The sequence below is a fragment of the Bacillus carboniphilus genome (assembly GCF_020524035.2).
Taxonomy (GTDB): Bacteria; Bacillota; Bacilli; order Bacillales; family JAIVKR01; genus Bacillus_CC.
In genome coordinates, this window is the sequence record NZ_CP129013.1 from 3,332,502 (window position 1) to 3,356,549 (window position 24,048).

The window sequence follows — 24,048 nt, forward strand, 5'->3', positions numbered from 1 at the left end:
TCCTTTTTATTTAATTCTAATGCTTTTATTCAAGTACTCCTTGCATGTAATTCAAGTAGATTGCGTCAAACTCATCTAGTGAGTATGGTTCTTCTTGATCATCCCACAATGTTTGGCATTGTTCAATAAACTGAATTGTTTCTTCACACCATTTAATATATTGTTTTTCTTGTTCAATCCCACGCTTCAAAACAGCGGAACTTAAAAGAATTCTTGCTTTCATGATGTTACGTTCTTTAATACTGAGCCATCTTTCTTCTACAAGCTTGTTCATTTTATTGAGTCGTTCTTTTCTTTCATTCTTGTGTATTTTTAGTTTAAATAAGACTTCCTCTAAGGGGAGGTTGTCCATAAAGAAAGATTTCATAAGAAAGGGATTTTTCACCTTTATAGGTTCCGGTGGTGAAAGGAGCCAATTTGTTAGTTCTTTTTGCCCTTCATTTGTAATAGAGTAAGCTTCCAAGGGTAATATAGGGTAACTGCTAAATCCTGTATTGTGATAAAAAATGTAAAAATTCTTTTTGCTCTCGATGGTGATATTTTAGAATGGCGTATGTGTGAGCTTCTGGTAGCTGAAACGAATGGGTCTCAACTTCTAAAAGCCTTCCTTCTAGTAGTTCTCGTCTTATGGTGGAGGATGGAAGATAAGAAATGCCTAATCCCTCACTTATAAAGCGTTTCGTAATATGAATCTGTGACACTTTCATCATTCTGGTAGCAGGATAAAATTGCTTTATAGTTTTGGATAAATCGTCCCAATAGCTAGGATGATTATGGGTTAATAAATAATTCGAAGTTAATAGTTCTTCTTCGTCTAGTGGGGGAGCAGATTCGAGATCTTTTCCATCGTGAGGAGCCACTAAAACGACTTTGTCTTTATACAGTAGTTCACTGTCGAGTTCTTTTTGATAGCTAGGGAGACAAGATAGGCCAATATCAACTCTATCATTTAAAACCGACTGTTCTATTTCACTAGACTCAATTATTTTTACAGATATTTCAACATCTGGATGGTACTCTAAATACTTCTTTAAAACAAAGGGTAAAATTGTATCTGCTATCAGTGGAGATATAGCAATAGATAGTTTCCTTGTGTACCCTTGACTGTATGTTTGAAGATCTTCCATGCCTTTCTCATAAACCTCGATTAAATCAGTTGCATGATTGAAATATCGCTTTCCTTCCTCTGTCAATTTCACTTTCTTTCCTTCTCGTAAAAATAACTTCACTCCTAGTTCCTTTTCTAAAAGTTTTATATGAACGGTTACGGTAGGTTGAGAGATATAAAGTTGGTCAGCTGTTTTTCTAAAGTTACAAAGCTTTGTAGCGGTAATAAACGTTTGAGTCCAAGTTAAATCCATCATAAACCTCCATAATTAATAATTTTAATCAAATAGTTTAAAAATATTTAATTTTATTAATTAAAATTATATCATACAATGTTGGTAACAAACGGAAAGGAGAAATGTTAAATGATGAATGAAGGTTTAAAGGGGATTATCGCATGCGCAAACAAAAATTAGTCATATTGATGGAAAAGAAGGATTACTGCTTTATCGAGGTTATCAAATTGGAGATTTAACAAAGAAGTATTCTTTTGAAGAGGTCGCTTTTTTACTTTGGTATGGTTATTTACCATCTGAAGAGGAGACAAAAATGATTCATGAGAAATTGATGAAGTATCGGTATTTGACAACGACAATGAAGTCAGTTATTCGATCTTTACCAAAAGAGATGGATATGATGAGTGTTTTAAGAACCGTGATATCTTCTGAAGGGGTTATAGACTATCAATGGAAACCAACGGTGGATCAAGCGATTCGCTTAACGGCTGTGTTTCCACTTATAATTGCTTACAGAAAAAGTATAGTGGAAGAAGAAACATTTGTTGAACCCAGTCCAGACTTTAAACATGTTGAAAATTATTTGTATATGCTAACAGGAAGTAAGCCCTCAGAAGCAGTAGTAAGCGCATTAGAAACTTACATGATATTGACCCTCGAGCATGGACTGAATGCTTCATCTTTTTCTGCAAGAGTGACGATTTCCACTCAATCAGATCTCGTATCAGCTATTACATCAGCAATTGGGACAATGAAGGGACCTCTACATGGAGGTGCACCAACAGGAGTCATTGCCCTTTTAGACGAAATAAAATCAAAAGAAAATGCAGAACAAGTCCTTAGAGAAAAATTGACCAATGGGGAAAGATTAATGGGATTCGGACATCGAGTGTATAAAACGCATGATCCAAGAGCGGTTGCCCTACGAGAGAAGTTGCTACACTCAACAACAGAAGGAGATAAATGGTTAGCCCTTGCTATACATGTTGAAGAGACAGCCATTGAGGTTTTAGATGAAGTGAAACCAGGCCGGTCATTATATACCAATGTAGAATTTTATGCTGCGGCAATCATGAAGTCAATTCATTTAGATCCGGAGTTGTTTACACCTACTTTTTCAGCTTCACGTATTGTCGGGTGGACTGCGCACGTATTAGAGCAAGCAGAAAATAATACGATCTATCGCCCACAGGCTGAGTATGTTGGGAGGATGGAAGAGGGGATAAAGTAATGTTATATCGATGATGGTTGACCGGATGGGAAGGGGAGTGAATAAAAGAGCTTTTCCTCACATACCTCAAAAGAATTGTAACTTTTGTTGTCTCTAACAAAATAAATAGGCTGTTCTCATTTTGGATGATCACAGCCTATTAAATATTCATTTGTGAATTCATACTAAAACCTTTTTTCCCATTAAGACATCATACGCATGTTTGACTTGCTCATCATTCGGAGGATCGACATGTGAAAGTTCATATTTTAAGCCGAGAGCTTCCCATTTGTACATACCTAATTGGTGATATGGGAGTACTTCTACTTTTTTGACATTGTTTAAGGTCTTTATAAAATCTGCTAACCAAGCTAGGTCATCTTCACGGTCTGTTACTCCTGGAACAAGGACATGACGAATCCAAACTGGAATATCCTTATCGGATAGATATTGGGCAAAGTCTAAAATGTGACGATTCGTCATACCTGTAAGCTTTTTATGACGTTTTTCATCGATCAATTTTAAATCTAATAAAACTAGGTCTGTATATTTTAAAAGTTCTTCTAAAGGTTGAATAAAGGCTGGGTGATTGTGAAAGCATCCTCCAGAGCTATCAATGGTTGTGTGAACACCTAGTTTTTTGCATTCTTTAAATAGCTCGATGAGGAATGGAACATGTAATAACGGTTCCCCGCCACTAACCGTGATCCCACCACCTGACGCTTTTAAAAAAGGGAGATATTCTTTTAAATCGTTGATAATTTCCGAAACGGTGATGTCTCTTCCTCCACGTACGTTCCATGTATCAGGGTTATGGCAATATTGGCAACGTAATAGGCATCCTTGTGTGAATACTATATAACGTAGGCCAGGACCATCAACAGTACCACAAGTTTCAATTGAATGAATACGAGTTTTCATCGTGATCAGACCTTCTTTCAATGTGGGGCTGACATGTTCATGCCAGCCTCATCAATATTTATAGTATATGCTAGTCTAAATAGTTGGTTCCACTTGATATTGGCGCTACCGCTTTTCTTGTTGTCCAGCTTCCGCGCCCAGCGACTCGTAAGTTTTCGCCCTTCTCCTTATGATAAGTCAACATCGAAGCCTGCGGCATTTCGTGTTTCCTTTATCTCATACGAAGTGCTCAAGCCCCTTCGTCGCTAAACGGGCGCTACCGCTTTTCTTGTTACATTGTTTCGTGGAATGTACGGTTAATCACGTCAATTTGTTGTTCGCGTGTAAGTTTAATAAAGTTAACCGCGTAACCAGAAACTCGAATGGTTAACTGTGGATACTTTTCTGGGTGCTCCATAGCATCCATCAATGTTTCACGATTGAATACGTTGATGTTTAAGTGATGCCCTTTTTTTTCAACATATCCATCAAGAATCGCAACGAGATTCATATCTTGTGTATCCTCTTCACGACCAAGTGCTTTCGGTACGATAGAGAATGTATTTGATACACCGTCTAAAGAATACTCATAAGGAATTTTTGAGACAGAACTTAGCGATGCAAGTGCTCCTTTTTGATCGCGTCCATGTAATGGGTTCGCCCCTGGAGCAAATGGTTCGCCTGCTTTTCTTCCATCAGGTGTATTTCCTGTTTTCTTACCATAAACTACATTAGATGTGATCGTTAAGATTGACATGGTGTGTTCTGAATTACGGTATGTTTTATGTTGTTTTAGCTTTTTCATGAAACGTTCAGTTAAATCGACAGCAAGGTCATCTACTCTTGAATCGTTGTTACCGTATTTAGGAAAATCACCTTCAATTTCATAGTCAACAACAAGACCGTTTTCGTCACGAATTGTACGAACTTTTGCGTGTTTTATCGCGCTTAAAGAGTCAGCGACAACGGATAATCCAGCGATTCCAGCGGCCATTGTCCGTAAAATATCACGATCGTGAAGCGCCATTTCGATTCTTTCATAGCTATATTTATCGTGCATGTAATGAATCACATTTAATGTATTAATATATAAACTTGCTAACCAATCAAGCATATGGTCGTAACGTGCCATTACATCTTCAAACGATAAATACTCCGTTGTTATAGGTGCAAAAGGAGGTGCGACTTGCATTTTTAACTTTTCATCCATTCCACCGTTAATTGCGTATAATAAAGCTTTCGCTAAGTTTGCTCTTGCCCCAAAGAATTGCATCTGCTTACCAATCGCCATAGCACTCACACAACAAGCAATTCCATAGTCGTCACCGTATTTTTCACGCATCATATCATCATTTTCATATTGTATTGAACTTGTTTTAATTGACATTCTTGCACAATATTTCTTAAATTGATCTGGTAATTTTGTAGACCATAACACGGTTAAGTTTGGTTCAGGTGATGGACCTAAGTTATCAAGCGTGTGTAAGAAACGGAATGAGTTTTTCGTAACTAGAGAACGGCCATTTAAGTCAACACCACCGATAGACTCTGTAACCCATGTTGGATCACCACTAAATAATTCATTATATTCAGGTGTACGAGCAAACTTGACTAGACGGAGCTTCATGACAAAATGATCGACAAGTTCTTGAGCGTCTTGCTCTGTTAGATTACCTTCTTCAATATCACGATCAATGTAAATGTCCAAGAAACTTGAAACTCTGCCTAAACTCATGGCTGCCCCATTTTGTTCCTTGATTGCAGCTAAATAACCGAAGTAAAGCCATTGAAATGCTTCTTTCGCGTTAATAGCAGGTTTTGAAATATCAAATCCATAGGCTGCAGCAAGCTGTTTTAATTCTTGTAGCGCTCGAGTTTGCTCACTTAATTCTTCTCTTAAACGAATGATGTCTTCATCCATTGTGCTACTTACCGTTTCATTTAAAATTTGTTTTCTTTCTTCAATTAAGAAATCTACTCCATATAAAGCAACGCGACGATAATCACCAATGATTCTTCCACGACCGTATGCATCCGGTAACCCTGTAATAATACCTGCTTTACGAGCTAATTTCATTTCAGGTGTGTACGCATCAAAAACACCTTGGTTATGAGTTTTTCGGTATTCAGTAAAGACTTTCTTTACTTCTTCATCCAATTCAAATCCATAAGACGTACAAGCAGTGTCTGCCATACGAATACCACCGAATGGTTGCATTGAACGTTTAAATGGTTTATCTGTTTGAAAACCTACTACGGTTTCTAATTCTTTATTTAAATAACCAGGTCCATGAGAAGTAATGGTAGAGACAATCTTAGTATCCATATCGAGGACGCCGCCGTTTTCTCTTTCTTGCTTCGTTAACTCCATTACTTGATCCCACAATGATAAAGTTGCATCGGTAGGGCCAGCTAAAAAGGACTCATCTCCTTCATAACGTTTAACATTGTTTATGATGAAATCTCTCACGTTCACTTCTGTTGTCCATTTACCTTCTTTAAAGCTTCTCCATTGTTCCATTTAAAAAGCCTCCTTGAAAACTTTGCTCACAATTGAGCATATTTATTTTCTAATTTAACCATACCTGAAATACTCCGCAATCAGTTGTGATATTTATCACATATTATTTGCTGTAGAAAGGTGTTCAGAAAAAGTTCATATTTCTCTATTAGTACAGGGTTTTTCGAAGATTTTGTGTTTTATAACAATGAACTAGGAAGTAGTTTAATAGAAATTGATTGTTAGATTAATTAATTATGATAGAGTCAATTAGTTGCGTATGCAACTAAATGGTGGTAAAATAAATAGATAATTTGGTTGCGTGCGCAACTATTTTGAAAATAGATCGGAGTGAAGTACATGGACTCAATTGGTAAATGGATATCGACAATCCATCGCTATAATCATATTTATATTTCTAGACAATTTGAAACCTTAGATATCGGTATTGGTAAAGGGCAAATGATGTTTTTGCTTTTTTTATATAAAAATGATGGGGTAACTCAAGACTATATATCAAAAAAATTGTACATTGATAAAGCTACCGTTACTCGTGCTATTCAAAAACTTGAATCTGAAGGTTTTGTGAAGAGAACGGTATCTCCGGATGACAGACGACAAAACTTAGTGTATTTGACGAAAAAAGCTCGAAAAGTGGAGAAAGATATATTAAATGTATTAAGAGATGTAAATGACGTGATGTCGGAAAACTTTACCGAACAAGAAAAAGATCAGATCATTTGTTTATTAAAAAAGATGGTAAATAATATGGTTACAGAAATCCAAGAGAAGGGAGTGGAAAAAAGTGCAGAGTGAATTAAGTAAAAAATTAGGGACTGAAAATATATCAAAGCTAATGGTTAATTTATCCCTTCCTGCTTTTATAGGAATGATGGTTATGGCTTTATATAATGTCGTTGATACAATCTTTATTGCTCGAGGTGTAGGAACTTTAGGGGTAGCTGGATTAACCATTGCCTTTCCTATTCAGATGATTATGGGAGCCTTTGCTTTGGCTATGGGTGTAGGTGGTGCTGCTGTTGTTTCCATTCGTTTAGGAGAAAAGCAAGATGATAAAGCCAACGAAGTGTTTGGACATATTGTTTGGCTCGTTATTTTCTTTAGTTTGTTATTAGTCATTATTGCACTTTTATTTTTAGAACCGCTATTACGAATATTTGGAGCAACAGAAGTATTACTACCTTATGCAAGTGATTACCTATCCATTCTCCTACTAGGTTCGATCTTTTTATCCTTTGCGATGGCGACCAATAATGTTGTTCGTGCAGAAGGAAATGCAAAAATGGCTATGTCCACCATGCTTGTTTCTTCTGTAATTAATATCATTCTTGATCCTATCTTTATTTTTGGTTTGGATATGGGGATTAGTGGAGCGGCTACTGCGACAATTATTTCACAAGCATGTGCAGCCATTTGGATTTTTACTTATTTCATGAGTGGCAAAAGTTCTGTTAGCTTTACATGGATTGGGTTTATGCCGAAACTCTCCATTGTGAAAGAAATAGTGGCCATTGGTTCGTCCACTTTTGTCAGACAAATTGCGGCGAGTGTTTCAATTGTAGCTATTAACTGGATGGTTCTTTTATACGGAAGCGAGACACAAATTGCAATATATGGAATCATTAATCGTATTTTAATGTTTGGATTAATGCCGATGTTTGGCATAGTTCAAGGGATGCAACCTATTGTTGGATATAACTATGGTGCGAAGCAATATAGTCGTGTAGGGCATGCGGCAAAGCTTAGCTTTATGGTGGCTACTACGATGTCTATTGTTATTTGGATTATCGCTTTAACGTTTGCCGAGCCTTTGATTTCAATATTTACTACCGATCAACAGGTAATCAACCAAGGAGCTGAGACGTTAAGGTTGATGTTCTTACTTGCGCCGGTGATTGGTTTTCAAATGGTGTCTGGCGGATTATATCAGGCACTAGGTAAAGCAAAAATCTCGTTTGTTTTATCAATTGCTAGACAATTGTTATTTTTAATTCCAATTGTATTAGTGTTACCCCATTTTATCGGAGTAATAGGGGTTTGGCTCGCCTTTCCAATTTCTGATTTCTTTGCCTTTCTATTGTCATTGTTCATTATCACAAAGGATAGAAAAATGCTCTTTAGAACTGATGATTTGAAGGATACATCCCCTAGCTTGAGAACGTCCTAAGCCTCAAGTCTTATGGCAAAATGGAGCTCAAGCTCGTTATGGTCTTTCTTATTTCTGTGTAACATGGAGATATAAGAAAGGAGGGAGCTTGATGAAAAAAGTTGGTCTTCTCATAATAGGTGGAATCGCTACTTTTGTTTTAGTTGGTTCTATTGGACCATTAATTAGTTTAGCAATCAGTTTAGTGATTCTTTACTTTGTGACAAAAGAGTTTTTAAAAACGAACTCAATGACAGTGAAAGTAGCTTTATTTATTATCGGGCTTGTGCTAGTCAGTATAACTCTTTCTAATTTTCCAGCTTTAGTTGGCGTGTTTGTTGCCTATGTTTTATATGTTATATATAAAAAATGGAATGAAGAGAAATTAGATCATCATTCGAATGAAACAAATGATCCTTTCACAAACTTTGAAAAACAATGGGCAGAATTAAATAAATAACGCTTCTTGGCTTATTAGAGGGATGTCAACTAATCATTCCCCCATCCAATAGATAAGTTGACATGCTCTCTCAAAAAAATTTAGGAACAAATTATGTAGCTGACCTTAAAAAAGCTATTTACAAAATTCTAAATCGAAAATGGAAAAGGAGAGAGTTTAACATGACGAACATATTGACCCGTATAAAAAATTCAATTTCAGCTGATATAAATGAATTGTTAGATGAAAAGGAACAAAAAAATCCGATTGCAACACTTAATCAATATTTGAGAGAGTGTGAACAGGAAGTATTAAAAGTAAGAAACTTGGTCGAAAGACAGAATCGATTAAAAGAGGAATTTTATAAAGAGTTACAAGAAGCAAAGTATTTATTTGGAAAAAGAGAACGACAGTCAGAAGTAGCTAAAGCAGCTGGTGAAACAGACCTTTATGAATATGCGATTAAAGAGAAGCTTGAGTTAGAACATAGGACAGAATCATTAGAACGCTCATATGAAAATGCATTAATGCAGCTAAAAGAGTTGGAAGAAAAGTATCAAGACATGAACGCAAAGTTAAAAGATATGAAAATGAGAAGAATGGAACTAATGGGAAAAGAAAACTACGTTCGAGCAAACAGACGTATGGATCGTATGATGGATGACCAACAAATGTTTAAATCATTGGATCGCTTCAGCGAGATGGAATATTATATAGAAGGTTTAGGAAGGCAAATGAACGAAAAGTATGATCAACACCAGAATGACATTCGTCTAGAGCAACTAGAAAAAAAGATGGAACAGGTTGAAAAGTAAAGAAGGAAAGGACGTAGTTGCTAAAGATGACTACGTCTTTTTTGTAAATATGAAAAGCCTTCAAATTTGCTAAAATAAAGTGGTATGATTTATGTTGTGGATATCACAAGTAAAGAAAGGAGTTGAGTCGTCATGGGACCAAAGTTTTCGACAAATGCAGTCAACTGGTTTATCTTAACAGGATTACTATTCATATTTGTTGACCAGTTGTTTTTTGATCAAATCCCGATCTTTTTTTTACTTGTGGTTTCTGCTTTTATTTATTATGGACGTAAAAACTATCAAAAGACTAGAGGAAGATCACTATTTTGGATAGGGATCATATTCATTATTATTTTGATCCTTAGCACGGATCTGTTTATGATTGCGGGAATCATCATTATCATTTACATCATTATTCAATATTCACAAAGGAACAGTGAACCGAAAATAATGGATATTAATCGTTTTAAAGAATCGAAAATCGACTCCATGTTATTTCATAAAGTGAGGACGAAGAATTTATATGAATGGACAGATGTGAATATACAGGCTGGAATTGGAGATACAGAAATAAACGTTAGTAATACGGTTTTGCCAAGAGGCGAATCCATTATTTTTATTAGAAACATAATTGGGAACATCAAGATTTACGTTCCTTACGATGTCGAAGTTCATATCAATAGTTCGATTGTTTTTGGAGGGCTTAGTATTTTTGAGGAACAAGCTCAACAGCTAATGAATGAAACAATCATTTATGCGACGGAGGACTATGCAGATGCTACAAGGAAATTAAAAATTGTTACTTCCATTATCATCGGTGATGTGGAGGTAAAGAGGATATGAACCTAATTCAACGTTATTTATTCATAATGTTTACGATAATTTTTGTTATCACGATTGTTGTTGGGGTTAGTTTTTACAAAGTTTTTCTTCCTGATCATTTTTTGGTTCTTTGGGAACGAAAAGTGTTTACGCTTCCCTTTATCGTTTTTTTGTTTTTAATGATTATGATCGTAGGATTTGTTTTTTCCATTCCTATTATGTTTCATCTAAAAAATGAATTGCGAAACGTGGATTTTTCCCTGGAGAAACTTCATCATGGTTCTTATAAAAAGCATGAAAAGTATAGTGTTATTCCTGAGATAAAAAGAATTCAATTAAAATTAGATGACTTTCAATCTTATGTTATGGAACAGACAAAGCGTTCACAAAAACTTGTCAACGAAATGGTCGAAATACAGGAGAAAAGAGTTCAAAAAGTAGTAGAGGAAGAAAGACAAAGGTTAGCAAGAGAACTGCATGATTCAGTTAGCCAACAGCTTTTTGCAGCATCGATGTTAATGTCTGCATTGAATGAATCAAATCCAGGTGATAACCAAAAACAAATGAAAATGGTAGAAAAGATGATTCACCAATCTCAACTGGAAATGAGAGCCCTCCTGTTACACTTGAGACCTGTTGCTTTAAAGGGAAAGTCACTATCTGAAGGTGTTGAAGAGTTACTAAATGAATTAAAACAAAAAGTAACGATATCCATTGAATGGAAAGTGGAAAATGTTGAAATAGATTTAGGAATTGAAGATCATTTGTTTCGCATTTTACAGGAAGCTGTTTCGAATACTCTTAGGCATGCTCAGGCACAATCATTGGATGTTTTCTTAATGGAGCGGTCAGGTGTTTTAATATTAAAAGTAATAGATGATGGAGTAGGATTTGATGTACAAGAGCAAAAAACGTCTTCATATGGTTTAGGGAATATACATGAACGAGCTTTAGAAATTGGTGGTTCCTTCAAGATCGTTAGCCTACTAGGTAAAGGAACTACTGTTGAGGTGAAAGTACCCATTTTCTCAAAAAAGGAGGGCTCTGAGAAATGATTAAAGTTCTACTCATTGATGATCATGAAATGGTGCGCATTGGCGTATCCGCTTATTTATCATCTCAATCTGATATTGAAGTAGTGGGAGAAGCTTCAAATGGAAAGCAAGGCGTATTGCTTGCACTTGACTTAAAACCAGATATTATTTTAATGGATTTAGTCATGGATGAAATGGATGGAATAGAAGCGACAAAGCAAATTATCACTCAATGGCCGGAAGCGAAAATCATTATTATAACAAGTTTTTTAGATGATGATAAAGTGTACCCGGCTATAGAAGCAGGTGCCGTTAGTTATTTGTTGAAAACGTCCAAAGCGAATAGGATTGCCGATGCTATTAGGAAAACATTTCAAGGAGAAACCGTTCTTGAGCCAGAGGTAACGGGGAAAGTAATGAAAAAAATGAGAAATCCGAAAAAAACTTTTCTTTATGAAGACTTAACAGAAAGAGAAATGGAAGTCCTTCTATTAATGACGAAAGGTAAAACGAATCAAGAAATAGCCGATGAATTATTTATTGCCTTAAAAACAGTGAAGGCGCACGTTAGTAACATTTTGAGTAAATTGCAAGTTCACGACCGAACGCAAGCGGTTATTTATGCTTTTAAACATGGATTAACAGACTAGGAGAAGTCATAAATATCTTTTTTAGATCCTACAACGAGAGGTGAACCATCAAATGAAAGAAAAATTGTGGCATGAAGCTTCATCATTTATACAAACGTGTTATCAAGAGTTAGGCAAATCAATAGAACAAACAGAAAATCGTCTTAGAGAAATAAAAAAGCAAATCGACACTTCTTGCTTTTATGAACATACGGAAGAAGAACTGAGTCACGGTGCTAAAATGGCTTGGCGAAATAGTAATCGCTGTATTGGAAGATTCTTTTGGGACAAGCTTCATGTCGTTGATCAACGAAACCTAAATACGGTTGAAGACATAAAAGAGGCCCTTTTTCACCACATTGAATATGCTACGAACAAAGGAAATATTCGTCCGACAATTACCATTTTTAAGCCCAAAAAAAGTCTTAATAATCAAGTGAGAATTTGGAATCATCAACTCATTCGTTATGCAGGTTATGAAACAGAGCATGGAATTTTAGGTGATTCTTCTTCAATTTCTTTTACAAATGCATGTGAAAAACTAGGGTGGAAAGGCAATGGAACTCATTTCGATGTCTTACCCTTAGTCATTCAGTTAAATAATGAAGATCCAGTTTGGGTTCCTATACCTGAATCATTGATAGTAGAGGTACCTATTACACATCCCTTTATTGAAGGATTTCAAGACTTACACCTTAAATGGTATGCAGTACCAATGATAGCCGATATGAAGTTAGAAATAGGTGGGATTGACTATATTGCATCTCCTTTTAATGGTTGGTACATGGAAACGGAAATTGGAGCGAGAAATTTAGCGGATACAACTAGATATAATATGCTACCTAAAGTAGCTTCTATAATGGAAATTGATACACGTCTAAACACACACTTGTGGAAAGATCGAGCGCTAATTGAGTTAAACACGGCTGTTATGCATTCTTATAAGCAAGCAGGGGTAAGTATTGTGGATCATCATACAGCAGCCAATCAATTTAAACGGTTTGAGAAAAATGAAGAATCAAGTGGTCGAAAGGTAACAGGTGATTGGGTTTGGCTTATTCCTCCTGTATCACCAGCAACGACGCATATTTTTCATAAACAATATAGTAATGTGGATGTGAAACCTAATTATTATTATCAAGAAAAGCCATACTGACATCATACTTTTTAGTCTATTTGTCTAAGCTATATGTATGATGAAAAAAATAAGAAGTTTAACCGTATTGTTGGTGCTGCTTTGTTTATGGAATGGAATGGTTTATGGTCAAACTTATGATAACTATACTGTCCAAAAAGGAGATAGTTTATGGATTATTTCATTGAAATACCAGATCGGGTTAGACGAGATTATCGCTGCAAATCCGGAAATTAAAAACCCTGCTCTGATATATCCTAATCAAAAGGTGTTAGTTCCTTTGAAGACAGAAACAAAAGCGATAGAAGAGGAGGTAGTTGAATTAACAAATGCTCAGCGACAAAAAGTTGGGTTAACGAGTTATCAGCATGATTGGGAGTTGCAAAGAACAGCTCGATATAAATCTTGTGACATGAGAGATAATGGTTATTTTTCTCATCAATCTCCTGTATATGGTAGTCCATTTGAAATGATGAGTTCCTTTGGTATTTCTTATCAAACAGCAGGAGAAAATATTGCCAAGGGACAAACTTCCGCTCAACAAGTAGTGAATTCGTGGATGAACAGTAGCGGTCATAGGGCGAACATTTTAAGCCAGAAATTTACTCATATTGGGGTAGGGTATTGTAGCTCTAGTCAAGGTGGATATTGGACTCAAATGTTTATCGCTAAATAAAAACAAAACGATTACGCAGGTGATCGTTTTGTTTTTTGAAGGTCCTCTTTCACCTTTTCGATTAACTGTGGTGAGTCGTTAATGATCTTTCCAATATAAACAAATCCAATGACAGTAAAAATGGACATGATCCAATTGAAGATTTTACGAACAACAATGCCTTTGTCGAAAGCTTCTACTCCATACTCCATAATTAGCCAAGTTTTAATGGAAGCTAAAATGACCATTTTTAAAACAAAAATGAGACAAATAATGTGAAAGAGAATAAGAAGTTTTTTCTCATAATATAGCTTTTTACTAAAAAACTTATCATAGCCTTGAAGCTCAGCGAAATCAACTGCAAAATAAAGAGGGATAGGCTTATTAATTAACATAGAAAAAAGAAAGATACCACTCATACAAAAAGTGAAAATCACTTGATTCCAAAGAAGCTGCAAGGCTGACCCTGCAAGCAATTCAACAGATGTACCAATGATTAAAGTTAACAATATATAAACACCAAAAAAATTGATTTTTTTTAGTTCAAAAAAACGATAAATACTATAAAGGATTCCAGGAACGGATGATAGGATCATAGCATAATAATCACCAAGTGATTCTCGTAAAATCCCTGAATTCCACATAACTACAGGAAAGATTAGATAAAAAATAATATCATAAACAACAATGTTCTTTTTCATACAATACCCCCTTTGTAATGGTTCGTATACTAATATTATCCAATAATTAGATTATTATCAAGGGGAAAATAAAAAAGCCGAACCTTGTTCGACTTATTAAATGTTAATACCTACTTTTTTAGCGATATTTTTATTTAGAATAAAGTTATATTTATCAGCGTGCTTCTGCTCATCCGTAATGATTTCGTACAAAATATCTCGATAGTAAAAATTCTGAAAAAATGCTCTGATTTTTCGGTAATCTTCTACGGCAGATAGTTCACCAAAAAAGGCTTCTTTAATACCTGCTAAATAGCTTTTCGGTTCTTGATAGGAAGGGGATTCATTTGTTTGAACTTCTTGACCTGTTAAGTTTCTATAAATGTCTCTAAATAATTGATTATGCTTCATTTCATCATTTCGAATGGACGTAATGATGTCTTTTTCTTCAGCAGTTGGAGCAACAGATATGAGATAGTTATAAAATTGCTCATCTTTACGTTCTCCTTGAACGGCTTCTTGAATTAAGTTTGCTGCTTGTTGAACCGATTGATTCAAACGTTGATAATAATAGAAGTCGGGTCTTCCATATTGATACATCAATTTTCCTCCTTCTTTGTTTCGTTGATAAGATGTAATAGAGGAAGTTTAACTTCGAACATTTTAAAACCCTGTGTACCAAATTGAGAGTCTCATAGGGTTTTTCTTAATGTCTAGCTCCATCGCCCAGCGACTCGTAAGTTTTTCGACGCACAGGAAGTGCTAGCCTAGCATCATCGTTGCCCACAGGACGTGGCTGTAATTAGTTGACGCTCATTATCCCAAGTCGCTTAGCGTACTCTTCCGCTTTTCTTTGTTTGGTACTCCTTTAATAATTGAGCAAGCTTATACTGTTTGTAACTTTCAATATATAAATCTCCATGTTTATTAACTCCTAACTTTTTTAGTTCTTTCACATACCAGCCTTTGCTCCCATAATACATGCTATTCCTCCTAATAACATTATGACAAGTTGTTTTGTATATTGTATTCGTGAACTTTTAATATATGCTAAATGAGAGTGAGGTGGTGGATAAACTCATTTCTTTCTCCTGTTAAATAGTTAATAGTTTAAAATGCTAATTTTCTAAAATTTGAGACAGTTACATTGACAGTTTATAACTAGAAACCGTACACTTGAAGTAGTGATTAGTTATTAGAGTAATAATAAGATTCATTCATCTTTTAGAAAAAGTAAGGAGACTTACATGATTCAACATTCAAATAAAAAAATTGGCCAATTAGCTTTAAGACTTACTTTCTCAGAAGAACAAAGGGAAGTTACCAATCATCTAGGTCAGCTTGGGTGGTCGTATTGTCAAGGAAAAGTGGGTTCAATGGAATTGCAAAAAATCGTTGCAGCTATTGAGACGGCCTCAAAAAGAAATGCTGTCGTGAATGGTGATTTATACAGAGAAATGCATGCTTTATATCACGCCATTATTGAGAGTATGCAAGGTGTAACAAGAGGGCAAGTAGAGTTAAAAGACCTTCTCCGAACGGTTGGTTTACGCTTTGCTGTTGTAAGAGGGACCCCTTATGATGACAAGGCAGAAGGAGAATGGATAGCGGTAGCATTATATGGAACGATAGGAGCTCCTGTTAGAGGGTTGGAGCATGAGACGATGGGGCTCGGAATTAATCATATATAAAAGCCTATAGTTAATAGACATGAGTGGTTGTTCAAGGTTAGAAATTTTATTTTCTAATCTTTTATGATGACAATTTTAGGAGGCTGTACGAACAAGAATATTCTGTTCGTATGGTCTCTCTTTTTGTTTAATTTTAGAAAAGAGGTGAGAGCATGATTCAATTGGATGGAAACCATTTGACCATAGATGAGGCGAAAAAGATCATTTTTAATTTTGAAAAGGTCACCGCCAATCCTGCTAGTTGGGAAGATGTTCGACATTCTAGAAAGTCAGTGGAGAAAATTGTAGAAGAAAAAAAGATCGTATATGGGATCAACACGGGGTTTGGTAAATTTAGTGATGTGTTAATCGATTCAGAAGATGTAGAAGATTTGCAACTACATCTTATTCATTCGCATGCTTGTGGGGTGGGTGAGCCTTTTAAAGAATGTGTATCTCGAGCGATGGTATTACTGAGGGCAAATGCATTGTTAAAAGGCTATTCTGGTGTGCGAAAGGTCGTAATTGAACGTTTACTCCAGCTCTTAAATGCTTGTATTCATCCAGTCGTCCCTCAACAAGGTTCATTAGGTGCTAGCGGAGATCTTGCACCACTTTCTCATTTAGCATTAGTCTTAATGGGAGAGGGAGAAGTCTTTTACCGAGGAGAAAGAATAGAAACGAAACATGCCTTAATAATGGAAGGGATTGAACCCATTACGTTGAAGGCAAAAGAGGGGCTTGCGTTAATTAATGGTACACAAGCCATGACAGCGATGGGGTTAGTTGCTTACATTGATGCGAATTCATTAGCTTTAAAAAGTGAATTGATTGCTAGTGTCACAATGGAAGGATTAACGGGTATTATTGACGCTTTTGATCACGATGTTCATCGGGTACGTGGGTATAGAGAGCAAATAGATGTGGCAAAGCGTATTCGTAAATATTTAGAGGGGAGCAACTCGTCACAAAGCAAGGACAGCTTCGTACTCAAGATGCCTATTCTTTACGTTGTATTCCTCAAGTACACGGAGCTTCTCTTCAAGTATTAAATTATGTGAGAGAAAAACTTGAAATAGAAATGAATGCTGCAACCGATAATCCGTTAATCTTTGATGGTGGAGAAAAGGTTATTTCCGGAGGGAATTTTCACGGTCAACCAATCGCATTTGCAATGGATTTTATGAAAGTCGCGATGAGTGAGCTAGCCAATATTTCAGAAAGAAGAATTGAGCGGCTTGTCAATCCTCAGCTTAATGATTTACCACCGTTTTTAAGTGCTCAGCCAGGTCTTCAATCAGGAGCGATGATCATGCAATACAGTGCCGCATCCCTTGTTTCAGAAAATAAAACCTTGGCTCATCCAGCGAGCGTTGATTCCATTCCTTCTTCAGCGAATCAAGAAGATCATGTAAGTATGGGAACCATTGCTTCTCGTCATGCTTATATGATTATCGAGAATGTCAGAAGAGTAATGGCAATTGAGTGTATTTGCGCTCTGCAAGCCGTCGAATATCGTGGAGTTGAGAAGATGGCGACGTCAACAAAGGATTTTTATGATGAGGCGAGAAAAATGGTTCCTTCTATTGAACAAGATCGCATTTTTTCGAAGGATATTGAAAAAGTGTCTCAATGGTTAAGTACGTTTGATATTTCTAAATATAGCGTTACAGATCGTGAAAAGCAATTATAAAAGGGGAGTGTGATGATGATGGAATCACGTACGATTCATGCAAAAAAAGGGTTGGAGTTGGAATGTAAAGGATGGGAGCAAGAGGCTGTATTACGAATGCTTTATAACAACTTGGACCCAGAGGTTGCGGAGAAACCAGAAGAATTAATCGTCTATGGAGGAATCGGCAAGGCGGCTCGAAATTGGGAAGCCTTTGATGGGATTGTTCGTACATTGCGAAATTTAGAAGAGGACGAAACAATGCTAGTGCAATCCGGGAAGCCTGTTGGCGTATTTAAAACACATGAAGAAGCACCACGAGTGTTACTTTCAAACTCAGTTCTTGTTCCAAAATGGGCGAATTGGGAACACTTTCATGAGCTCGACCAAAAAGGATTAATGATGTACGGTCAAATGACTGCTGGTAGTTGGATTTATATTGGGACACAAGGAATTTTACAAGGCACTTATGAAACGTTTGCTGAAATTGCTAGACAACATTTCGGTGGAAGTCTATCTGGAACCATTACACTTACTGCTGGATTAGGTGGAATGGGAGGAGCCCAGCCTCTTGCCGTTACAATGAATGGTGGAGTTGTTATTGCTGTAGAAGTGGACCCTTCAAGAATAGAAAAGAGAATTGCAACAAACTATTGTGATCGAATGACGGAAAATTTAGAAGAAGCATTAAGATGGGCTCAAGAAGCAAAAGCAAAAAAGGAACCGCTTTCTATTGGTCTATTAGGAAATGCTTCAGAAATTCATCAGCAAATAATCAATCAACAGTTTCCAATTGATATTGTCACAGACCAAACGTCTGCACATGACCCGTTAAATGGTTATATTCCAAAAGGCTTTTCGTTAGAAGAAGCCGCTCAGCTAAGAAAAGAGGATCCTGAAAAATATAGTAAACTTTCTAAACAAAGTATGGCAATTCACGTTCAAGCGATGCTTCAATTCCAAAAACTAGGTTCCGTTGTTTTTGATTATGGAAACAACATTCGTCAAGTAGCGAAAGATGAAGGGATTGCTCATGCGTTTGACTTTCCAGGATTCGTACCAGCCTATATTCGTCCCCTGTTTTGTGAGGGGAAAGGGCCATTCCGCTGGGCTTGCCCTATCTGGAGATCCAGAAGATATTTATCGTACAGATCAACTCTTAAAAGAATTATTTCCCGAGAATGAAGCCTTAATGAGATGGATTGATATGGCACAAGAAAAGGTTCACTTTCAAGGGTTACCATCACGAATTTGTTGGCTTGGTTATGGTGAACGCGTCAAGATGGGACTAGCGATTAATGAGTTAGTTCAAAATGGGCAACTAAAAGCACCGATTGTGATCGGTCGTGACCACCTCGATTGTGGGTCCGTTGCTTCACCTAATCGTGAAACTGAAGCGATGAAAGATGGTAGTGATGCCGTAGCAGATTGGGCTGTATTAAATGCACTTGTGAATACAGCTGCTGGAGGCTCATGGATTTCAGTACATCACGGTGGAGGCGTAGGTATGGGCTATTCTTTACATGCGGGTATGGTTGTCGTCGCTGATGGAACGGAAAGAGCAAAAAGACGATTAGAAAGAGTATTAACAACAGATCCGGGTATGGGAATTATTCGACATGCAGACGCTGGGTATGATAAAGCAGTTGATCATGCGAAGAAACATCATATTACGGTTCCGATGATGGATAAATAGAGGAGGCATTTTTATGAAAGTAGATATATTGATTACGAATATTGGGCAGCTTTTAACCATGCAACACGGACCTGTTAGGGGAAAGGAAATGGGGCAGCTTTCATTATTAGAGGATTCTGCAGTAGGAATTAAAGATGGCGAGGTTGTATTTGTCGGATCAAACAAAGAATCTGTATCTCTCGAAGCTGAAGAAGTGATTGATGCGAAAGGTAAGCTTGTCACACCGGGATTAGTTGATCCTCATACTCACCTTGTTTTTGGAGGGTCGAGGGAACATGAAATGGCCCTTAAACAACAAGGTGTCCCTTACTTAGATATTCTAAAACAAGGGGGGAGGAATTTTATCAACGGTTGCATCTACAAGAAAAACAAGTGAAGAGCAATTGTTTCAGAAGGCTCTTTTCCATTTAGATCGATTTGCATCCTATGGTGTGACAACAGTTGAAGCAAAAAGTGGTTATGGGCTAGACAAAGAAACAGAATTAAAACAGCTTCGTGTGACAAAGCGATTAGGTGAGGATCATGTTCTTGATATCGTTCCAACCTTTTTAGGTGCACATGCGATTCCACCTGAATATAAAGGACGTTCCGATGAATTTTTAGCAGAAATGATCGACTTATTAGACACGATTAAAAAAGAAGAGTTAGCAGAGTTTGTGGATATTTTTTGCGAAACAGGTGTTTTTACCGTCGAACAATCGAAAGATTATTTACAAAGAGCGAAACAAAAAGGATTTGATGTGAAAATTCATGCAGATGAAATTGATCCTTTAGGAGGAACAGAGCTAGCGGTGGAAGTAGGAGCTAAAAGTGGAGATCATCTTGTTGGTGCATCTGATCGAGGGATTGAGGAGTTGGCCGCTCATGATACAACCGCAGTGCTCCTTCCAGGAACTTCTTTTTATTTAGGGAAGGAAAAGCATGCAAGGGGTAGAGAAATGATTGATTCTGGTGCAGCAGTTGCTCTTTCCACTGATTTTAATCCAGGAAGCTCACCAACTGAAAATATTCAGCTTATCATGAACCTAGCGGCACTACATTTAAAGATGTCACCTGAAGAAATTTGGAATGCCGTTACGGTAAATGCGGCTCATGCCATTAATCGAGGAGAACAAGCGGGACAAATTGCGAAAGGTCGCAGAGCAGACATCGTCATTTGGAACGCTACTAACTATCTTTATATTCCTTATCATTATGGTGTCAATCATGTTCACTCTGTCTTTAAAGAAGGGAAGAAAATTTATGAGCAACCTACCATTTCTTAAAGGAGCGGGAAAAGCAACTTTTCAAGATCGTCATGTGACGAAGATAGCAGATTGCTTGGAGGAATGGAGCGGTCAACAAAGCCCACCCATTGGCCTAGTAGGGATTCCGTTATCAAAACCGTCTATTAGTCATTCAGGAGCATCTTTCTCTCCCCATGTTATTAGAAACATGTTGCAAAAATATAGCACGTATTCGATGGAAGAAGACCTAGATTTAAAGGAGCTTCCTATTACTGACTTTGGGGATATCGATATGCATGTTACTGATTTAGTTGAGTGTCAGCAAAGAATTGAGAAAACCGTTGAACAGTTAACGAACGATCATAAAGATACACATTGGATCTTTATAGGAGGGGATCATTCCATTAGCTGTCCTACCATTACAGGGTTGCAAAGAAATAAAGGGAAGGTGGGTGTTATTCAATTTGATGCTCACCATGATCTTCGCAATGTAGAAGATGGAGGACCAACGAATGGGACCCCTTTTAGAAGGTTACTAGAATCTAGTGCAATAAAGGGTGACCATCTCATTCAAATAGGCATTCGCGATTTTTCTAATGCGAAAGCTTATTCACAATATGGGGAGTCACACCACGTGACCATGTTTTCTATGAAGGATGTTAAGGAACACCCTCCTAAACATATGATTAAAAAATGTATAGATCAACTGAAAGATGAAGTGGATTCGATTTATGTATCAGTCGATATGGATGTGTTAGATCAAGCGTTTGCTCCAGGATGTCCAGCTATTGGACCAGGGGGAATGACTTCTGATTACTTGTTAGAGTCCATGTTTTTATTAGGTCAGGAGAAAAAGGTTGAAGCCATTGATATCGTGGAAATCGATCCGACTGTCGATTTTCGAGACATGACTAGTCGGGTTGCGGCGCATGTTATCTTGCAATTTTTAAAAGGAAGGCTTGTTTTACAGAAATGATGGATGCTATCCCCACCATAAAAGTAGGTGGGGGTATTCTCAATCATCTTTTAGATTCGTTATGGCCTCAACAGCAATTTTCATGCATTCCAGACGAGCGCTTTTTTTACACTCTCCAGAGATGACGACCCAGGGTGAATAATCGGTTGAGGTTCGCTCGAGCATCTCTTCTACAGCCGTTTCATATTCATCCCACTTCTCCCGATTACGCCAGTCTTCCTCTGTTATTTTCCAGCGTTTTAAAGGATTATCTTGTCTTTCTTGAAACCGCCTAAGTTGTTCTTCTTTGCTAATGTGCAACCAAAATTTGATGATGATATATCCTTGTTGGTGGAGGAATTTTTCGAAATAATTGATTTCGTTATAAGCTTTCAACCACTGTTCATTAGAAGCAAATCCTTCTACCCGCTCCACTAAAACTCTACCATACCAGGATCGATCAAAAATACCGATCTTACCGTACTTTGGAATTCGGCTCCAAAAACGATGTAAATAAGGGTATTGTTGCTCTTCATTTGTTGGTGCTTTTGTTGCATGAACTTCAAATCCTCTCGGATCAAGTCCAGCTGTCATTCGTTTAATGACCCCACCCTTTCCTGCTGCATCCCATCCTTCAAAAACAAAAATACATCCTCTATGGTTATCTACTAATGTTCTTTGTAACCCTAATAATTGCATTTGTAATTCTTTAAGCCTAGTTTTATATTCTTTTTTTTGAATAGATTGTTTGAGATAAATCGACTTTTTCTAAATGTCCCATGAAGTTCCTCCTAGTTTTTGTTGAACGAAAAAATGCTTCTTTTAGAATGTTTGACAAATACACAGAAAAAACCTCCTGCTTCAATCAATAAGCAAGAGGTTTTTTCTATAGATAACATCATTATTTTACTTCTTCCCATACCATATGGCTTCCTGGTGTATCTCCTTGAGTCCACCATTTTGCTTTATAGGTTTTCCCATTGTATTCAACAGTGCTTCCACCTGTATAAATGGTCTCCTTGTCCCACTCTAGGGCAGTGTCACTAACTAATTTCCATCCGTAACGCTTTTCAGGTTGTTTGTTTTGAGTCCACCATAAGGCTTCATAAAGAGCGCCATTGTACTCGACCTGATCACCTTCAACGTAAATTTTTGTTGCATCCCATTCTTGAACAGATGCACTTTCATTGTTGCCTTCATTGTTATTTGAAGCATCATCGTTTGTGTTGTTATGATCGTCATGACCGTTTTCTGAGTTTTCATCAGTATTTTCACTACTATCATCATTTGACTCGGATTGAGCCGTTTTTGTTGTGATGACATTACTACTATCTGACGCGTTATTATAACTATCTACTGCTTTTACATAATATTCATAGGCTGTGTTCGCTGTTAATTCTTCTTCATCAATAAATCTTGTCTCTGTTGTTTGACCAACTTTTTCACCATCACGATATATTTCATAGTGCTTGGCATTTTCAGAAGCTGTCCACATTAAATCAATCGTTTGATTTGTTACTTCCATTACGTGTAACCCAGTTGGTGCAGTTACAGCCTGGTCATTAGTTGAGTCTTCATTTGTAGCATCGTCAGAAGAATCATTATTGTTTGTTTCATCATTAGAAGCATCATTTGTGTCATCTGAAGTATCGGCATCATTTTCATCTGTTGCTTGATCGTTATTAGAAGGTACATTGTTTAAATTAACATCAATGACTTGATAGAATGCATTATCAGTATCGGCAACATCCCAAACTCCTAAAATGATATGGTATCCACTCCGATCATCTGGTACTTCTATATCATGTGATAAGTTGGTGTTTGTTGCTGATCCATCATGTTCAACTGTTCCAATTAACTCAAAGTCTTCACTTTTTAATGGAGAATTTGGATTCCAATCGACTTTTGTAATGTAATAATGCCATTTTGACGTTGCATGTGGAGCCGTATAATTCCATGTGAAAGTATTAACCCCACTGTTCATATCTTGCTTAATCCAGCGATCTTCCGTTTGGTTATCCATTACATAGTCAATTTGACCAAATCCACCTTCAGCTGAAGCAATTTGTCCATCTTGTGGACCGTCTTCAGGAAACCCTTTAGGACCTTCCACTGCATGAGGTGAATTAATAACAAATCCGTATATTTCTAAAGCTTCATAATAGCCTAACTCTTCTTTCATTAAACTACCAGTGTAAGCTCGACTAGCAGGTTCTTCAATATAGCCATGTGCGTCAGCTTGATCCGCACTGATTGTTGCACCAATTCCAATCGCTGATAAAAGTGCCACAGCTTTAAGGGATGTTTTTATCAAACTCAAATTCTATCATCCTTTCAAATTTTATTATATCTATCTATTTCAAATTATCATGCGCTTCAGGAGTTAAACAAGGTGTATAACCGATTCGTAAGTATATTGAATTAGCTTTGAAATAGAACGGTAGACTATGTAACAAATTTAATGTAAGTGATTAGGTTAGATAAGCATCATATAATGATTCGAATTATATTGTTTAAC

Annotated in this window: 20 protein-coding genes and 4 pseudogenes; 15 read left to right on the top strand and 9 right to left on the bottom strand. The window is 36.8% G+C overall.

Annotated features, from left to right (window positions below):
• Positions 1-25 precede the first annotated feature (25 nt).
• Together LC087_RS17390 and LC087_RS17395 are read right to left on the bottom strand one after the other, a co-directional pair.
• On the bottom strand, positions 26-385 hold the full coding sequence (locus LC087_RS17390) for a virulence activator alpha C-terminal domain-containing protein (protein ID WP_226540924.1): 360 nt from the start codon (positions 383-385) through the stop codon (positions 26-28).
• Between the two features lie 97 nt (positions 386-482).
• Positions 483-1,361, bottom strand: coding sequence for a LysR family transcriptional regulator (locus tag LC087_RS17395; protein WP_306019740.1), 879 nt, complete (start codon positions 1,359-1,361; stop codon positions 483-485).
• A 111-nt stretch (positions 1,362-1,472) separates the two neighbouring features.
• Between LC087_RS17395 and LC087_RS17400 the strand changes: the two are divergent.
• Positions 1,473-2,574: pseudogene (locus tag LC087_RS17400) on the top strand (citrate synthase/methylcitrate synthase).
• Positions 2,575-2,733: 159 nt separating this feature from the next.
• Here the strand turns inward: LC087_RS17400 and pflA are convergent.
• Both pflA and pflB read right to left on the bottom strand, forming a co-directional pair.
• Complete coding sequence (gene pflA, locus LC087_RS17405; protein WP_226540931.1) at positions 2,734-3,474, bottom strand: pyruvate formate-lyase-activating protein; 741 nt, start codon at positions 3,472-3,474, stop codon at positions 2,734-2,736.
• 271 nt (positions 3,475-3,745) lie between these two features.
• Positions 3,746-5,974: a formate C-acetyltransferase gene (gene pflB / locus LC087_RS17410; protein WP_226540933.1), complete on the bottom strand. Its 2,229-nt coding sequence runs from the start codon at positions 5,972-5,974 to the stop codon at positions 3,746-3,748.
• Between the two features lie 339 nt (positions 5,975-6,313).
• On the opposite strand from pflB, the gene LC087_RS17415 reads away from it, so the two are divergent.
• From LC087_RS17415 to LC087_RS17455, 9 genes are all read left to right on the top strand, one after another.
• Positions 6,314-6,769, top strand: coding sequence for a MarR family winged helix-turn-helix transcriptional regulator (locus LC087_RS17415; RefSeq protein ID WP_226540935.1), 456 nt, complete (start codon positions 6,314-6,316; stop codon positions 6,767-6,769).
• Entirely contained in the window at positions 6,759-8,141 is a 1,383-nt protein-coding gene (locus LC087_RS17420) for an MATE family efflux transporter (RefSeq protein ID WP_226540937.1), read from the top strand. The genes LC087_RS17415 and LC087_RS17420 overlap by 11 nt, the downstream gene beginning before the upstream one ends.
• Before the next feature lie 91 nt (positions 8,142-8,232).
• Positions 8,233-8,580, top strand: a complete 348-nt coding sequence (locus LC087_RS17425) for a lmo0954 family membrane protein (RefSeq protein WP_306019741.1) — start codon at positions 8,233-8,235, stop codon at positions 8,578-8,580.
• A 161-nt stretch (positions 8,581-8,741) separates the two neighbouring features.
• Complete coding sequence (locus LC087_RS17430; RefSeq protein WP_226540941.1) at positions 8,742-9,374, top strand: PspA/IM30 family protein; 633 nt, start codon at positions 8,742-8,744, stop codon at positions 9,372-9,374.
• Positions 9,375-9,506: 132 nt separating this feature from the next.
• The gene (liaF, locus tag LC087_RS17435; protein WP_226540943.1) at positions 9,507-10,199 is read left to right on the top strand and encodes a cell wall-active antibiotics response protein LiaF; all 693 of its coding nucleotides are present in this window, start codon (positions 9,507-9,509) and stop codon (positions 10,197-10,199) included.
• A complete protein-coding gene (locus tag LC087_RS17440; RefSeq protein ID WP_226540946.1) occupies positions 10,196-11,233 on the top strand; it encodes a sensor histidine kinase in 1,038 nt (345 codons plus the stop codon). The genes liaF and LC087_RS17440 overlap by 4 nt, the downstream gene beginning before the upstream one ends.
• Positions 11,230-11,862 (top strand): response regulator transcription factor, encoded by a 633-nt coding sequence (locus LC087_RS17445; protein ID WP_226540955.1) that lies wholly within the window; start codon positions 11,230-11,232, stop codon positions 11,860-11,862. The genes LC087_RS17440 and LC087_RS17445 overlap by 4 nt, the downstream gene beginning before the upstream one ends.
• Before the next feature lie 52 nt (positions 11,863-11,914).
• Positions 11,915-12,997 carry a nitric oxide synthase oxygenase gene (locus LC087_RS17450; protein ID WP_226540956.1) on the top strand — a complete coding sequence of 361 codons (1,083 nt, stop codon included), beginning with the start codon at positions 11,915-11,917 and terminating at the stop codon, positions 12,995-12,997.
• 73 nt (positions 12,998-13,070) lie between these two features.
• The gene (locus LC087_RS17455) at positions 13,071-13,652 is read left to right on the top strand and encodes a CAP domain-containing protein (RefSeq protein ID WP_371932713.1); all 582 of its coding nucleotides are present in this window, start codon (positions 13,071-13,073) and stop codon (positions 13,650-13,652) included.
• Positions 13,653-13,663: 11 nt separating this feature from the next.
• Here LC087_RS17455 and LC087_RS17460 read toward each other — a convergent pair whose 3' ends face one another.
• The 3 genes from LC087_RS17460 to LC087_RS17470 all read right to left on the bottom strand — a co-directional run bounded on the left by LC087_RS17460 (position 13,664) and on the right by LC087_RS17470 (position 15,294).
• Positions 13,664-14,332 carry a VC0807 family protein gene (locus LC087_RS17460; protein WP_226540958.1) on the bottom strand — a complete coding sequence of 223 codons (669 nt, stop codon included), beginning with the start codon at positions 14,330-14,332 and terminating at the stop codon, positions 13,664-13,666.
• Between the two features lie 96 nt (positions 14,333-14,428).
• The gene (locus tag LC087_RS17465) at positions 14,429-14,911 is read right to left on the bottom strand and encodes a ferritin-like domain-containing protein (RefSeq protein ID WP_226540959.1); all 483 of its coding nucleotides are present in this window, start codon (positions 14,909-14,911) and stop codon (positions 14,429-14,431) included.
• Between the two features lie 230 nt (positions 14,912-15,141).
• Positions 15,142-15,294: a DUF2639 domain-containing protein gene (locus tag LC087_RS17470; protein ID WP_226540960.1), complete on the bottom strand. Its 153-nt coding sequence runs from the start codon at positions 15,292-15,294 to the stop codon at positions 15,142-15,144.
• Between the two features lie 264 nt (positions 15,295-15,558).
• Between LC087_RS17470 and hutP the strand changes: the two genes are divergently transcribed.
• From hutP to hutG, 5 genes and pseudogenes are all read left to right on the top strand, one after another.
• The gene (hutP, locus tag LC087_RS17475) at positions 15,559-16,002 is read left to right on the top strand and encodes a histidine utilization transcription antiterminator HutP (RefSeq protein ID WP_226540962.1); all 444 of its coding nucleotides are present in this window, start codon (positions 15,559-15,561) and stop codon (positions 16,000-16,002) included.
• A gap of 152 nt (positions 16,003-16,154) precedes the next feature.
• Positions 16,155-17,674: pseudogene (gene hutH, locus LC087_RS17480) on the top strand (histidine ammonia-lyase).
• 12 nt (positions 17,675-17,686) lie between these two features.
• A pseudogene (hutU, locus tag LC087_RS17485) lies at positions 17,687-19,349 on the top strand (urocanate hydratase).
• 13 nt (positions 19,350-19,362) lie between these two features.
• Positions 19,363-20,614: pseudogene (hutI, locus tag LC087_RS17490) on the top strand (imidazolonepropionase).
• Positions 20,592-21,551: a formimidoylglutamase gene (gene hutG / locus LC087_RS17495; RefSeq protein WP_226540971.1), complete on the top strand. Its 960-nt coding sequence runs from the start codon at positions 20,592-20,594 to the stop codon at positions 21,549-21,551. Before hutI ends, hutG begins: the two are co-directional and overlap by 23 nt.
• Positions 21,552-21,590: 39 nt before the next feature.
• On the opposite strand, the gene LC087_RS17500 is transcribed toward hutG, so the two are convergent.
• Together LC087_RS17500 and LC087_RS17505 are read right to left on the bottom strand one after the other, a co-directional pair.
• Positions 21,591-22,229, bottom strand: a complete 639-nt coding sequence (locus LC087_RS17500) for a polyphosphate kinase 2 family protein (protein ID WP_306019742.1) — start codon at positions 22,227-22,229, stop codon at positions 21,591-21,593.
• Between the two features lie 202 nt (positions 22,230-22,431).
• Positions 22,432-23,850, bottom strand: a complete 1,419-nt coding sequence (locus LC087_RS17505) for a lytic polysaccharide monooxygenase (RefSeq protein WP_306019743.1) — start codon at positions 23,848-23,850, stop codon at positions 22,432-22,434.
• Positions 23,851-24,048: the final 198 nt, after the last annotated feature.